Origin of the sequence: Methylobacterium nodulans ORS 2060, assembly GCF_000022085.1 — a bacterium.
GTDB lineage: Bacteria > Pseudomonadota > Alphaproteobacteria > Rhizobiales > Beijerinckiaceae > Methylobacterium > Methylobacterium nodulans.
This window is the reverse complement of sequence record NC_011894.1, coordinates 3,348,143-3,361,773: the sequence shown is the minus strand read 5'-3', so window position 1 is coordinate 3,361,773 and position 13,631 is coordinate 3,348,143. Positions and strand designations below refer to the sequence as shown.

The window sequence follows — 13,631 nt, the reverse complement described above, 5'->3', positions numbered from 1 at the left end:
GTAATCCGAATAATCTCGCCAATCATCGTGGTCTCGGTCCTCATAGGGACGATATCTCCCATCGTCTCTACTTCTGTCACTTCGGCCGTATGATCCGCCTCGGTCATCATCCCGGGATAAACCTTGAGCAAGAGCAGGAAGCGGCAGTAAGAAAAGACAAGATGCAGCGATAAGGATCTTTCTCATTTTGCACCTCCAGAAACAGGCACCGAGTCACATTCAGAATCAGCGGCAATTTTCCCGGTAGCGCCGGCAGTTGCCCGCCCCTCGCTCGCCCAGTTCATCCTTATAGAGGCAGGCTTGGCGCAGTTCCCAGCACATATCTCGAGAGGGACGGCGTCTCTCGCACGCTTCGCGGTAGCGCCGGCAGTTGCCTTCGCCCCGTTCACCCAAGGCGTCCTTGTTCAAGCACGCGCGCCTTAGCTGCTCGCAGTCGCCGCCGCGGCGGCCGCCTCCGAAGCCAATACCGCCCGGCCCAATCTCAATCCCCTGTGAGAAGGCCGAAATCGGCAAGATGAAGAGCGCTGCTGCAGCGGTGATGCCGAGTGCATGTGGACGCATGATGTGGCCTCCCTCTGAGTGCTGAAGGACGCAACAGCTAGGGGTATGGCCCAGTTTTTCAAGACGACGGCGCGGATCCGGTTCCGGAGGACACTCGCGCGGCGGCCATGCCGCCCGCTCCCCTACGGCGCCTAAAGCCGAGGAGTCCGCCTAGGTACCGCCCAAGGTCGAGGTGACAGGGAGCCTACCCACGCAATCAGCCCCCAAGCGGCCGGAGATTGCCAAGGGCCGGCTTCCGAACCGGAAGCTGGGCACGCCGAGGGGCATGTACGCGGTGCGGGACATTTGCATCGGCTGCAATCCCTGACGCGAGCCGCTCACTCGCGGCGTCGGCTCACGGCTGTCGAGCGCGGCCAAATTGGCCATTATGCGAACGGCCCTCCTCTTGCGCGTGCGAGGGGCCGTACAGTCTCACAGCTTCGCGGGCGTCTTGACCCGTTCGTCGGGCCGGAAGCCAGGGCACGGCGGCAGGCCCAGCGACAGGCTGGCGAGCCCGCGGCTCCATTCGAGGACGGTGGGGACGGATAATGGGGAGGTTGTGCTCAGTCCTATGCCGCGAGAGCAGCCCGATCGAGACCAGGGCAGAGTGGAAACAGACCGTGGTAACGCGCGCGGTAACGCACCTGAAAGATCAGGTGAGGAAGCGCCACTTAAGTCATTGAGAGATAAGTGGTGCCAGGGGCGGAATCGAACCACCGACACTGCGATTTTCAGGAGCGTTGTTTATCGTCCGTTTTCAACAAGTTAGCGCCGAGCGAAGCTGTCTAACCGGCCTTTGAGAAGCTTGGGCTTTTCCGCCAGTTTGTCTAACCTACCCGTCGCATGACCGAGCCCGATTTTGACCTCTCCCCCACCGTCCTCGAATGGTCCCGCGGGCTCGCCAGCCTGTCGGCGGGCCAGCCGCCATGCCCCCGCTTTCGGCCGGACGAATGGGTCGAGACGCTCGCGAACTGCCGGCGTTTCGTGGACGACTTCGGGCCTGAGGCTGACCGGCTCGGCTGGGACACTTTGACGCTGTTCGGGGTCCACCCTCAGTCCGGTGTGATCCGAGGCGACTGGACAGGCGTGCTGCTGATCAGCCTCTACCCGGTTCTGGAGGTGCGGGCCGACTCATGCGGAAGCACCTCTGGACGATCCCACGGCACAAGCCGGGGCGGTATCGCGGGATCCTGGTGTGGGAGTTCGGGCGTTAATGCGATTAGGCCGGCGTTCTGGCAGATTGCGGCTTGAGTCTTACCGCGTCCCAAAGGCCCCGGAGTTGTAATTAACGATAGGCTGTAAAACGGTATTCGATTTGCCATACCAGCCGTCGTGGATCTTTTTCAGCTTTTCTGAATACCCGCTCGTATCTTTGCAGGCATAGATCCGGTTGCTTTGACCGCCATACCAGCGGCAACTTTTGGCTGAAGCAGTGGTTGCGAACGCCGCGCTAGCGATGACGCCCGCAATAGCTAAGGTAAGACTCTTTTTCATAATCTATTTCCTCCAATCTCCAGATTAGGGTTGCGCAGGCATCTGAAGTGAGAACGTCATAAGCAGTTTGTCGGAGGACTGCTGTGCGTTGGTGCACGACAGTAGATCGAACGAATGCACTCTCGCAGGCTTCTGTAGGGAGAATTAGCCGCGCAACGTGCGGGGCCTACGTCTCCGTCTATGAGCCGCCGCAGCCCGCGCGGCGCCTACGACGAGAACGGCCGGGAGATCCCACCACCTACAATGAGCGAAGCCGCCCGGCACATGGCAGTGCGGACAGCGATCCTGCTGGCGAGGCCCGCGTGAGTGACCCGAACCCGCACACCGTAGCGGCGTGGCAGGCCAGCGGAGCGCTCGGCTTCACTCTGCACTGCCGATACTGCCAGCGACGGACCCGGATGGGCTGACCGTTCCTGGTCGCGCGGCCGGAGGAGGCTCTGGTTGGTGAAGCCGATATACCGGGCGATCGGCGCCTTGAGCGCCGCAAGCACGCCCGGCTGGTTCCCTCTCGCTTGGATCTAGACCCCCGTCTCAAGCTGTTTCGGAAGCCTCACCCCCGGCCATCTGAGACGTACTGAACGGCGTCTCACGCCGCCGCCTCAAATCGGCACACCTTAGCAGACAACACCGTCCTGCTTAAAGAAAATGCCGGCACAGCTGACAATCCCGGCCAGCATTCGAAGTTTCGGCTGCTATTAGACCTGCCGTTGGCGCACAGATCTCATCCCAGGCTCAAGCCGGCGGGGTGAGATACCCGCCCATCGAGATGCCGTGATGATCGAAATGGTCCGGCTCCGAGGTGGCCATCAGGCTGCCGAACAGGCCCTGTGCTTCGTTCTGCACACCCGACGTGAAGTAGACGCTGTGGGGATCGCCGTTTCGCACCCCGGTGCCGGGTTCAAGCGCCCACAGGTCCCCAATCGTGATTGGATTCCCCGCGGGGTCATCCAATTTGCCCAGAAAGCCGAAGTTATGCGGGTCGTAGACGTTGATCGTCCCGTCCCCGAAGTTCCCGACCAGGAGGTCGCCAGAGAATTCCCCGAACCCAGAGGGAGCGATGGCCAGCCCCCAGGGAGAGTTCAGCAGCCCACCCGAGGCAACGCGGTGGAGAAGGTGCCCGGAGAAGTCGAACTCGTCGACAAAGCCGTTGCCCGGGCCAGCCACATCGTCGTGCTTGGCCTCATCCTGCAGAGCAAAGCTGACGAACAGGTGGTCATCGAGTACCTGCGTGTTGAAGGGCGCGTACCCTGCCGGCAAGCTCGGGTCCGTGAAACTATTGACCGGGTGGAACTGACTGTCGAACACGTCCACGGTTCCATCGTGGAAATTCGCCGCGAAGAGGAGCGTATCGGACTCGGTATGTCCGATTGCCAGTCCCTTGTAGACAGCTCCGGCTGTGGAATTATCGACCGCCAGCACCGACTTGGCCGGATCTACGTTCGGGTTCCAGCCGGAGATGGTGCCGTCCTCGGTCCCGAAAATGAAGGCCGCGGGCGCTGTTGAGCCGTTCTCGGTAATATCGAAGCCGCTACCGGTGTCGTTGAAGACCTGGCCGGTTGGGGTGGCGTGGTCGGTTTGACCGGGCGGCGTCGCGATGGTGATGGCTGTGTTTCCGTCAATCGGGATCAGATTACCAGCGCCATCGTAGACGGTGGTTACGCCTGTGCCGTTGTCTGAAACCCAGAGCGGTCCGCCGGGGCCGTGCGCAACACCCCACGGATTGATCAGGTTGGGATCGATGAACTCCGCCGGCAGCGATGGGTCGGAAGACACCAAATTGGTCTGAGTGTAGCTGTTTTCTTGTTCCTGCCGGTGATGCTGATGACGCATGTGTTCGTGCCGGTGATGCATGTGCTCGGGTTCGGCTTGACTGTAATCTAAGGCGCCCATGGCTTTACTCCACGCACTGGGTTAGCCCCCTGCGCTGCCAAAGGAATGCCGGCTCAGCACAAAGTTCGCCCAGGCCTCGGTGCCCGTTTGATGTTTGGCAGGAGCCACAATATTTCGTGGCTTAGGCCGACGGCATGCTACAATATGTTGTGCTTAAGCTGCACTCCCGAACGGGCTGTCACGGCCGGCAATGTCTTGGTCAGCGTGAGTAGAATGGCATAGGCGCGCGGAAAACCGAATCACTTTTGATGCGTCTGAGGCAAGATATTTGTTGGATGTACGAGGCGGAGGGTTCGGGTACCTGTTTCTATCGTTGCCGGGATCTGTAGTTATACTAGTCCAGTGCGTATGACCTGAGCACGTGCGGGTTCACGATCGAGGAGTGCCTGCAGAAAAGGGGTCTCCCGCTCGACCACCCCCATGATGGCAGCCAGCTACGCAGATGCGGCGCATCAGGGGGAACGACACGCTCGCTCACACTGGCACGGCATTGACCACGGGCAGTTCGTCAAGCCGCGTCGTGTAGCGGGGCGTGCGCATCTCGAACTTGGTCGCCCACGTCCGCTTCGCCTCCAGCCCCGCCCGCGCCGGCACCACGGTGCCGCGCCCGAAACGTCGGTTGAGCAAGCAGGCTCTTGCACAGTCTCGGCCTGCAGCAATGGGTCAGAACTTTCGCTGGCCGGTATCACGGCCAGCAGAGCTGGATGAGCGGTAAGCTCTACCGCGTTGGGTTGAGCGCGACCGAGCCCAAAGCCGAAGAGGGCAACGCCTCCACGCTCCTCATCCCGGCGTCATGCCCCGTGACTTGAGCCACGTGGCGACAGCGGCGGCCTTGCTGCCGGGCCGATGCATGTCGGGGATCAAGCCAGCTTTGGTCAGTCCTGAACACTTGCTTGGCAGTGGGGCGACGGCATCCATTGTTAAGTTTGTCGTAGGTGCTGGTCCAGCCTCCTGTTCTGCGAGTTTTTCGCTGATCCGCATAGCTTGTCTCCACGTCGGTTCCGCGACGAATGCGCTGAAACTGCGGAGGCAACTGCATCAGCGCGCAGTTTGATCCATTCTCGTACGGCAGCGGTGCTTTAGCGCTGCTGTGAGCCTGCAAAGGCTCATCGCTCCCGCATCTCCCACCACTCCCGGATCAGTGCCCGCACCGCGCGCCGCATCGCGATCGCCGCGGAGCTAGAGCCTCGGTTTCGGAGCGATGGCGCTGAGGATCATGGGTCTGTTCCGGGGGATGCGGCCCATCGACAGGCGCTATCAGCGCACAGCGGAGGGCCTGCACTGCCGGCCGATGCTGTTCCGGTTCAGTCCCGACGAGGGGCAGGCCTTCGCCTCGGCCAACGCGCGGGCACAGCGGGCCCGTCGAGCCCCGGCGCCAGCTGGCCGGCGAGATCCCGCCGTCTGCGCTGCAACGCCCGCCTATAAGCCTCCCTGCGCCCCCAGGGCCATGCCAGCGGCTCAGGTCGCCCACATGCAAAGCTCACCGGGAACCGGTCCGATTATGGGCGAGGAGAGGAGCAGGGCACCAGAATCGAGCCTCGAGGCTGCGCTTGAGCCACTGCGCCGGGCGGGAGGGTTCTGGTCCGTGGAGGCCAGCGGAGCCGTCGCAAAGGCTGCCGAGAGGCAGGGCGGCAGCGGCCGGCGCAGCTTGCGAGATTCCCGCAGGGTCGCGGAGGCGATTGATGCTATGCGGTAGGGCGTCGGATCAGGCCACGATTGAATCCGGCCTGACCCCGGTGCCTCGAACTCGTGATGCCCTATTTCGGGTTCAACAAGGCTGACCTGAGGCTCAAATGAAACGCGCTCTGATCATCTTTACTGCTCCGCTCCTGATGACTGCAGGAACATCATGTGCGTATGCAAAGGACCCTTGGAAGAAATACTATAAGCAAGAGATGAAACAGGAAAAAGAGTTCTATAAGGCTCAGCGCAAAAGCGAGAAGGCTTGGCACAAATATCACAGGAAGTACGGTTACGATTGGTAGGACCGCATCATATCAGGCGGATCGGCCAGACGAGAAGAAGCCCGCCACGGCAGGACCGGGCGGGCTTAGAGTGTTCTCAACGGGGGTGTTGAGATAGGCGGCAAAGGCCACAGCGGGCCACGTGGCGAAATCACATATGTTGGTGCTCCGGCATCTGAGGCGGGTCTCATCGGATTGCCCCCTGCGCATTGGGCATGCTCATCTCGTGCACGCGGGCGAACCGAGGAAAGAGCCCGCCACGGCGGGACCGGGCGGGCTACGGCGATGACCGAGTCTCATCAGATCAAGCGGCGCACCTCGCAGCGTGGCGCAACGCAGATGCCCCGCCGCGTTGGCATCGCAGCGGGGCATGCTCCTCCCTAAACCTCGGGCCGCTCCGCAAGAGCGGCTTTTCCTTTTGCCCTGCTGGCTGGATTGCCTCTCGCTCGCGCGAGGCGACGCGCTACAGGCGGGCTGCTGCTCGTGAACTCGGCGTTCCGACGAGCCCTGCGAGATGATTGGCCAGTCAGGCTGGTATACCCTCCAATCATATCTCCCAATACCCATTCCCATAGCTGCTACGTACACCAGCGTGTACCCTCATGTTGGAGGCGAATGAGTGTAGGGGTTGGACGTTTACCCTACCCGTTGTTTTAGGAGGAACGCCGTGTATTCTGATCTGGAGCGCGCACGTCAGAGGTGCGAACAGCAGAAGGAAGTGATGCGCCGACTTGAGCGGAGTGAACCGGAGCAGGGCAAATCTCGGGCGCAGCAGGAGGCGACCCTGCACACGGCCCGCCTTCGCGGCTACATCGCGATGGGCCGCGTGATCGCACTACAGCAAAGCTGCCATGCTCATCAAGCCTGCGAGAGTGCTCCTACACGCAATCAGCAACAGGGGTAGTCGATTACTCGACCTGTAGAGACGTCCGGTGCGGGATATGAACTCCAGCCGGGCGTTTTGCCGTCCAATTGTAATCTGCGTGAATGACACGGCGAGCGGGCAGGCCCGCCGCAGGCCTGCGGTGCCAACGTCTGTTCCCGAGACGTTCCAGGCAGCACCGTCAGCAGGCTGGGCCTGATCATCGCTCTCAGGCCCGGCCTGCTGCATCTCCCAGGAAAAAGGAAAGCCGTCCCACGGGGGCTTGGGGACAGAGGAACACCATGCTGAATCACGGCTACACCGTGCGGCGGGGGCGCAATGGCTGGAGCGTCTATGCCGTGCACACGGGCAAGCCGGTCCGCGTGAATGAGCGGGTACAGACGGGGCTGTCGCGCGAAACCGCCATTGAGCTTCTCGCGTCGCTGAGGGTCTTCGCCTTCATCGAGGCTGAGTCCGGCGAGCAGCCGATCGTCAAAGGGCGCTCGGTCGACTAGGGCGCGGCGTCCAGGCGGGCGAGCACGCGCTGCACCAACGTCGTAGTCCAGGACGTCGAGCCCCGCGCGGTCGGGATGCCGCGCTTGGTCAACGCCTTGGCGATGCCCGTCGCCGACGTGATGCCGGACGCGCGGATCTCAGCGATGGCAGTGCCTACCTGAGCGACCCGCGCGTTGGCATTGGCAGTCCTGGCAGCCCTGCCTGTGGCGCGGACTTCATCGGTCAGTGGCACGCCTCTATTCCCTCCCAGGCTCACGGCCTTGCCCTGCGAGACGAGTTCGTCTCGCTGCTCGGGCGTCAGCTCGGCATAGAACCTCTTCTTCGCCGCTAGGGCGGCACGAGTGCGGGCCGATATCAGACCAGCCTCCAGCTCGGCCACAGCGGCCATTTGATTCAACATGAACCGGCCGGTCGGACCCTCACTCTGCGGCAAGTCGCAGAAGCGCACGTCAACCCTGCTTTCCAGGAGCCTGGATAGGAGGCGACAGATCGGGTGAGGCAATCCACCTTCGCTATGACCAGGGGAACGCGATGTAGGCGAGCATCGGCGAGCGCGCGGCGGTGGCGGGTGGCGCGGGCCCGGGTGGTTGGGCCGTTCGCGGATGGGTCGAGGCGCTCGAGGGCCTCGGGGGCTGCCGCATGGTGCCGGGCGACTTGTGCGAGGCGCGGGCCCCAATCTCCAGGAGGCGTGCGCCGGAGGTCGGCATCGGTCGGGACGCGCACTCACAGCCTCCTGTTTCTGACCGCGCCAGGGCGGGTTCCTGACGTCCAACCCTGCAGCGGTGCAGGGCAAGGAACGCGGAACGCTTTGATTTTGCTGACGATTTGCGGGGACGGTTCCTGACGGCACGCAGGAGGCGCCTCGCGGGAAAAAGATCTGCGCCTGAGATTGCGTGCGGTCGATGACCCCTTGCGCTCCAGAGTTTGACCCGCCCCCTGGGGTCTGCAGCCGTCCCTGCAGTGTTGCTGCCAGTTGCAGGTGCGTCTACCGTCTGCCTGCCGATGGAACTCACCTTCGCCGATGCCTGATGAGCCGCCTGACGAGCGTGAGCAGGGGCGTGGGCTCTCGCACCACATCCTGCCCGCGTCTGGCACAATGGTTGGCATCTGCGCCACTGTGATCGGCTTGGTGAAAATCTTGGAGGAGCGGATCGGTCCCAGCCACGTCGACGAGTACGCGGGCCTCGCGGCGCTGCTGTTTCTGGCCAGCGCGCTAGCCTCGTACCTGTCGATGCGCAGGACCACAGGCATCGGGTTGAGCGCTCGATTGGAACGCGTCGCAGACCTGTGCTTCGTACTCGGCCTAGTCAGTCTCTCGCTGATTGCGGTTCTGTTCGCATACGAGACGATCTAAGCGAACGGGCCTGTGCGCGAGAATGCGGAGGCCTGCGCGGCGTGTCCGGGAACCGGTCTCAGCGAGCCGCGCTGCTCCAGCAGGCCCTTCGGGCTGGAGTGCGCGCCATGTTGGAGATGCTGGAGGGTGCGGGTGCGATGATCCTCGCGGCCGGCGTCGTCCTGGCGGTCGTTGCGGTGGTCGCGCTCGTCGGCCGCCTGCTCTCGCGAGACTGAGCTGTCGCCTCCATCCTCCGGCGAGGTGCCGATCCCAACCGGACTGGCCGCATGGCTGGAGACGCTCGGGCAGGTGCACGCCGCTGCGCCGCCACCGAAGACGTACCGCAGGGGGGTGCCGGTGCAGCTCACCTGCAACGAGCCCATCCCGTTCGGCTGCCATGCCGCGCCCGACTGGTTGAGGCCGATGTAGGGGGCGTGGCCATGGCCGGTGAGGTCGTAGTTCGACCACGTCCCATAGATGCCGGGAGGCCACGGGCCGGTCATCCCGTTGTGGCCGGCCACTCCCGCCCGGAAGTCCGAGTTGTAGAGCAGGTTGGTCGAGTTGAGCCCCACCCCGATCTTGTCGGCCGTGATCGCGCCCGCGGCGAGCTGGTCAACGCCGATGGCGCCGGCCGCGATCTGCCCGGCGGTGATCGAATTCGCGACGAGCTTGTCCGCTGAGATGGTATTGCTGGCGATATTCCAGCCGGTGATGGTCTGGCCGGCAATCTGGTTGGCGGTGATGGTGTTTGTCGCGATCTCCCAGGCCGTGATGGATCGGCCGACAATGTTGGCCGCGGTGATCGTCCGCGCCGCGATGTTCCCACCCGTGATGGTCGAGCCGGCGATTTCGGTTGCCGTGATCGCGCCGACCGCGATCTGCCCGGCAGTGATCGATCTTGCGACGAGCCGGTCCGCCGCGATCGTGTGCGTCATGATGGTGCCGCCGTCGATCAGCGTGACACCGGGCGGGGTGTAGGGCGAACACTCCGTCTGATCGGAGCGGGCGCCCGCATACATCATGCCGGCGAGCATCACGATCGGGCCGTCACCCGTGATGTTGACGCCCCGATACATGACCCGGAACTGGGTCGCGGTGCTCGGAGCCTGGGCGATGAACCCGAGGCGGGGGTAGTCCTTCAGGGCGCCGCCCTGGATGCCCTGGTTGTTGGCACCGACCACGCCACCGGCATAGGCGACATGATTGCCGGCCGCGTCGAGGAACTGGACATACATCTGGGGCGCGCAGCGGTGCCCCGTCGCGTAGACGCTGAACTCATAGAAGGACCCGCCCACGCGGGGGGTAGAAGGCCCAGACGCCGTTGGCGTTGGCGCGGCCGTGGAACAGCTCGAAGTAGCCGCCTGCCGGGACGGCCGCCGCCGCGACGTCGCAGGTGAGCCGGATGCCCGTCGCGCCGGCCGGCACCCAAAGGGTTTCCTGCCAGATCGCGGGCATGTTCGCACCCCAGCTCGTGCCGGAGATGTTCCAGCCCCGGGTGCTCTGCACCAGCTCCGTATTGTAGGCGAAGTTGTAGCTGGAGACCGCGAGCTTCGGCGTGGTGATGGAGCAGGCCGCGAGTTCACGCGCGGTCAGGGTGCCCGCCTTGATGTTGCCGCCCGTGATGGTGTTACCGGCGATCTTGTCCCCGGTAATGGTCCCGCCCGCTATCTCGGTGGCGGTGATGGTGCCAGCGGCGATTTCGCCGGCCGTGATCGAGCGCGCAACGAGCCGGTCCGCACCTATCGACCGGGTGATGATCCCGCCGCCCGAGATCGCCGTGATGCCAGGGTCGACGTAGGGCGACACCTCCGTCTGGCCCGCGACGGCCACCGCGAACATCACCCGCGAGAGGTAGAAGCAGGCACCCGCCGCCCCGGCCGCGGTGGTGGCGGCGCAGATGACCTCCGCGTAGGCCGCTCCGGCCGGAGCGGTCACGAGCAGCATGCTCCTGCTGTAGGCGTAGGACCCGCCGCGCCCGTCGACCAGCGTACCGTAAGCGGTGCTGATCGCCGATCCGGCGCTGTTGAACCAGTTGACGATGACCAGTCCGGCGCACTTCAGAGCCGCATAATATGCCTGCAGCTCATAGTGGGTCCCGGCGCTGACGCTGTAGCGCGCACTGCCGCTGTCCGTGCCCACAGCCCAGGCCCATGCCGCCGGTGTAGCCGCTCATGAAGAGCGTTCCGCTACTGCCAGTCTCGTCACAGGCCTTTGCCGAGGAGAGGACCGGGCGCTGGGACCGGGAGGGGTTCAAGGGGGCGGCAGTCTGAGGGCCGCCACACACATCAGAAACACGGGACTGCCAAGCTTGGCGTGCTCCGTGCCAGTGCTTCCTCGATGCGGGGCCGCGGGCCGGGCGATGAGGGCTTCACCAACAAGTGCCGGGCCCGCACATCATCCGGAAACATCACACGTTCAAGATTAACCTGTCTCGCAGGTATCCTACCGAAAGTGTGGGACTGCGGGCCGGTCGCGAAAATCATCCCCCTCAGTCGCGACTGGCCCGCCTTGAGCTTTCCCGCGAGGGACCTGCCCCAGCCATGAAGACTGCTCGGCCATCACGCGCTGAGCCATTGCCGTGGCAGGGGGAGCGGCACGCCGGCGAGAGCTGGAAAACGACGCATTCTCCCTGTCGCGGCGCACGGGGCTTCCGGGCCAGGGCCACACCGGAGATGCACTCGAAGCTCGCGGATCACGCACAGCGTGGGCGTCCGCTGAGCTAATTACCATCTTCCCTTGCGTTCAGCAACACGGCGCTGTCTCTGGGTGGAAGCCAACCTGATCCGCCCTCACGAGAGTGGCTCTTCGCGCAGGTTGTCACTCGCGGCGAGGTGCGCGCCTCAATAATGCATTGGCTGACACACCTCGGTGTCGAGAACGACGCCGTCCAGGTCTATGCGCATTTGATTGTACTCTATGAGAGCTGGAGCAAGCCAACGCGGCCCCGTCGTGTCATGGCGTATGCTGAGCCAGAGCTCGTCGATGGCCCGTTGTATTCGGCCGATATCTCTTGAAGCCATTTCGAAGGCTAATGAACCGACGACAGCTTCTTCTGTAATGAACATCCCACACTCATGGCGGATGTAGAATGCTCGATACAGGAGCTCTTGTTGCATGGCATTCACAGCAGACGGTCAGTGAGATTGAAAGAACATCCTCAGCCGCTCACATCCTCAGCCGCTCACATCCTCCGCTGCTCGGAAGCCGCGGCGAGGGTAAGATAATCTCCTTGCAGACGTCAGCACGGCCCACCTCATCACTCGTGAGAACATAGAAAAGCGGCCCTCCCAAGCGCGTGCGAGATCGGGATCTCGACGGCGCGACCGGGTGCGTAGACGTAGGCGACGCAGGCCGGATCATTCTCATCTTATACCAACGGACATCAGCAATGACCCTTGGTTCCATTCCCAGATTTCGCCAAGCTGTGACCTGGCATCGAGAAGTCGAGATAAATCAACGGCCCGAAGCGGCAGCATCTCGGGCCGTTGGTATTATTTTGCCAAAGCCTGCCTACAGGAGGTGCTAGGTACTGGCGCCGTCGCAGTGTTGCTCGTGGGCTTTGCGGTTTCGACATAAGAAACCGGCTTCTGAACCGTGCGGTAGTTTAAGCTGAGCCGGTCGGGTACTTCCTGCTGCTCCGGATTGGATCGGCCAGCTGCCACATTGTACGGGTCGGTAAAGATTCCGTAAGTCCCTGGCTGCATCTTGTATTCGACCGTCCTAGTGCCGGCACCTGCATTGGCGAGGTACTTGTCCGGATCGCTCCAATCACGCCCGTCCAAGTTGCTGTAGAACTTAATGTCTATGAGCACTGCATCACAGAGCGGGGTGACCTCCTCGTACTGGGTCGGCCAGCCCGAGCCAGCCCGCGGGTCGGGGTATCTGCCCCAGTCGCCGCCTTTCAGCGGACAGGCACCGCCACTGCTATAGGCAGCACGGTCCGGATGATGAACGCCATAGATTGGTAGCCCGACAGCCTGACCCGTACCGCCGTCTTTCAGCGGAAATGTTGGAGCTGCGGGGGCAGTTGTGCGCACGCCCTTTGCACGGTCTCCGAGGGATCGAAAGTAGGCTCCATTGGGCCGGAGATACGCGAACCCATTACCGCTCTTCGGCTCGTATACGGCCACAACGAACAGATACGGCTTATTAAAAAACGGCCTCTCTACCAAGTAGAACTCGGCATCGGTTCGATCATAGTCGACAGCTTTCCAGTCAACATGGAGGCTGTCTCGGCCGGGTTGGCCGACATTGACCCCATTGACCCACGTGCGTGCGTCCGGGAACTGCTTCAGGCGAAGCACTCTCGTGTAATTTTCTTTGATATCTAGGCCGGCGCGCCGACCCAGTGGTCCAACGACGTTAGCTCCAGGTTGCGAGAAGGCAAAGTTCACTGCCTGAAATGCATAAGGGTAATCGGCCTCAGACATCGTGCAATAATAGTTCGCAAGGTCGATAGGCTCGTGGTCTGCGTATTTAGCTTCGTATTTTGCGTGGCTAATTGGTAGGTCTATAAAATTGAGACGACCATCCGCGCTGAGCTGCTCGTCTGGATACTTGTAACCGGCGTAGCTTTCGTCAGGCAAATACGACGCATAATCCTTTTTAATCACATCAAAATTCTTGGGATCCTCAAGGTTGGCATCCTTTTCCAAACCGGCCGCACCTTTTTTTCTGTACTCCCGGACGAAACCGTTCTCCTGGGTCCGCCACAGCCCGTGCTTGCCTTCACCGATCATGATAAGGACTTGCTCTGCTACGCTCACGAACCGATAGGTATAGTTCGTGTTCATGTAGCCCATGTAAAATGGTAGATGGGGAATTCGTGAATGTGTCGTCGATGGACGCCCGACACCCACGAGAGCTTTCTGTCCCTCCCCTTCTCTAACGTACTGGTCGCTCGTATAGAAGAATGGATCTCCCCCCGTGAGATCGCGCAGATTGGCTACCGGATCAGCCAGGACAACCGAAGGTTCGATCATGGCCAAGCCAAGTAATGGCAGGCTACAAATTGACGGGAATTTCATGGGGC

At 62.4% G+C, this 13,631-nt stretch carries 10 protein-coding genes and 1 pseudogene; 2 read left to right on the top strand and 9 right to left on the bottom strand.

Features of this window, described 5'->3' with window-relative positions; all coding sequences use genetic code 11:
- Positions 1-225: 225 nt before the first annotated feature.
- The 4 genes and pseudogenes from MNOD_RS43390 to MNOD_RS43380 all read right to left on the bottom strand — a co-directional run.
- Positions 226-561 carry a hypothetical protein gene (locus MNOD_RS43390; RefSeq protein WP_015929844.1) on the bottom strand — a complete coding sequence of 112 codons (336 nt, stop codon included), beginning with the start codon at positions 559-561 and terminating at the stop codon, positions 226-228.
- Positions 562-1,794: 1,233 nt separating this feature from the next.
- Positions 1,795-2,034 carry a hypothetical protein gene (locus MNOD_RS46630; RefSeq protein WP_015929841.1) on the bottom strand — a complete coding sequence of 80 codons (240 nt, stop codon included), beginning with the start codon at positions 2,032-2,034 and terminating at the stop codon, positions 1,795-1,797.
- A 732-nt stretch (positions 2,035-2,766) separates the two neighbouring features.
- A complete protein-coding gene (locus MNOD_RS15355) occupies positions 2,767-3,924 on the bottom strand; it encodes a TIGR03118 family protein (protein ID WP_015929840.1) in 1,158 nt (385 codons plus the stop codon).
- 474 nt (positions 3,925-4,398) lie between these two features.
- Positions 4,399-4,545, bottom strand: a pseudogene (locus tag MNOD_RS43380) (DUF4113 domain-containing protein); the annotation flags it as partial.
- Between the two features lie 2,507 nt (positions 4,546-7,052).
- On the opposite strand from MNOD_RS43380, the gene MNOD_RS15345 reads away from it, so the two are divergent.
- Positions 7,053-7,265 carry a hypothetical protein gene (locus tag MNOD_RS15345; RefSeq protein ID WP_015929838.1) on the top strand — a complete coding sequence of 71 codons (213 nt, stop codon included), beginning with the start codon at positions 7,053-7,055 and terminating at the stop codon, positions 7,263-7,265.
- Here MNOD_RS15345 and MNOD_RS49070 read toward each other — a convergent pair.
- Positions 7,262-7,714 (bottom strand): recombinase family protein, encoded by a 453-nt coding sequence (locus MNOD_RS49070; RefSeq protein ID WP_015929837.1) that lies wholly within the window; start codon positions 7,712-7,714, stop codon positions 7,262-7,264. The two genes, MNOD_RS15345 and MNOD_RS49070, sit on opposite strands and share 4 nt — an antisense overlap.
- Positions 7,715-8,287: 573 nt before the next feature.
- Here MNOD_RS49070 and MNOD_RS15335 point away from each other — a divergent pair.
- A complete protein-coding gene (locus MNOD_RS15335) occupies positions 8,288-8,620 on the top strand; it encodes a hypothetical protein (protein WP_043748787.1) in 333 nt (110 codons plus the stop codon).
- Here the strand turns inward: MNOD_RS15335 and MNOD_RS49065 are convergent.
- The 4 genes from MNOD_RS49065 to MNOD_RS43350 form a co-directional block, all read right to left on the bottom strand.
- Positions 8,617-9,894 carry a hypothetical protein gene (locus tag MNOD_RS49065; protein ID WP_015929835.1) on the bottom strand — a complete coding sequence of 426 codons (1,278 nt, stop codon included), beginning with the start codon at positions 9,892-9,894 and terminating at the stop codon, positions 8,617-8,619. The genes MNOD_RS15335 and MNOD_RS49065 overlap by 4 nt on opposite strands.
- A complete protein-coding gene (locus MNOD_RS49060) occupies positions 9,875-10,738 on the bottom strand; it encodes a hypothetical protein (RefSeq protein WP_015929834.1) in 864 nt (287 codons plus the stop codon). Before MNOD_RS49060 ends, MNOD_RS49065 begins: the two co-directional genes overlap by 20 nt.
- Positions 10,739-11,439: 701 nt before the next feature.
- Positions 11,440-11,664 (bottom strand): hypothetical protein, encoded by a 225-nt coding sequence (locus tag MNOD_RS15320; protein WP_157091472.1) that lies wholly within the window; start codon positions 11,662-11,664, stop codon positions 11,440-11,442.
- A 426-nt stretch (positions 11,665-12,090) separates the two neighbouring features.
- On the bottom strand, positions 12,091-13,626 hold the full coding sequence (locus tag MNOD_RS43350; protein ID WP_015929832.1) for a hypothetical protein: 1,536 nt from the start codon (positions 13,624-13,626) through the stop codon (positions 12,091-12,093).
- Between the last annotated feature and the right edge of the window lie 5 nt (positions 13,627-13,631).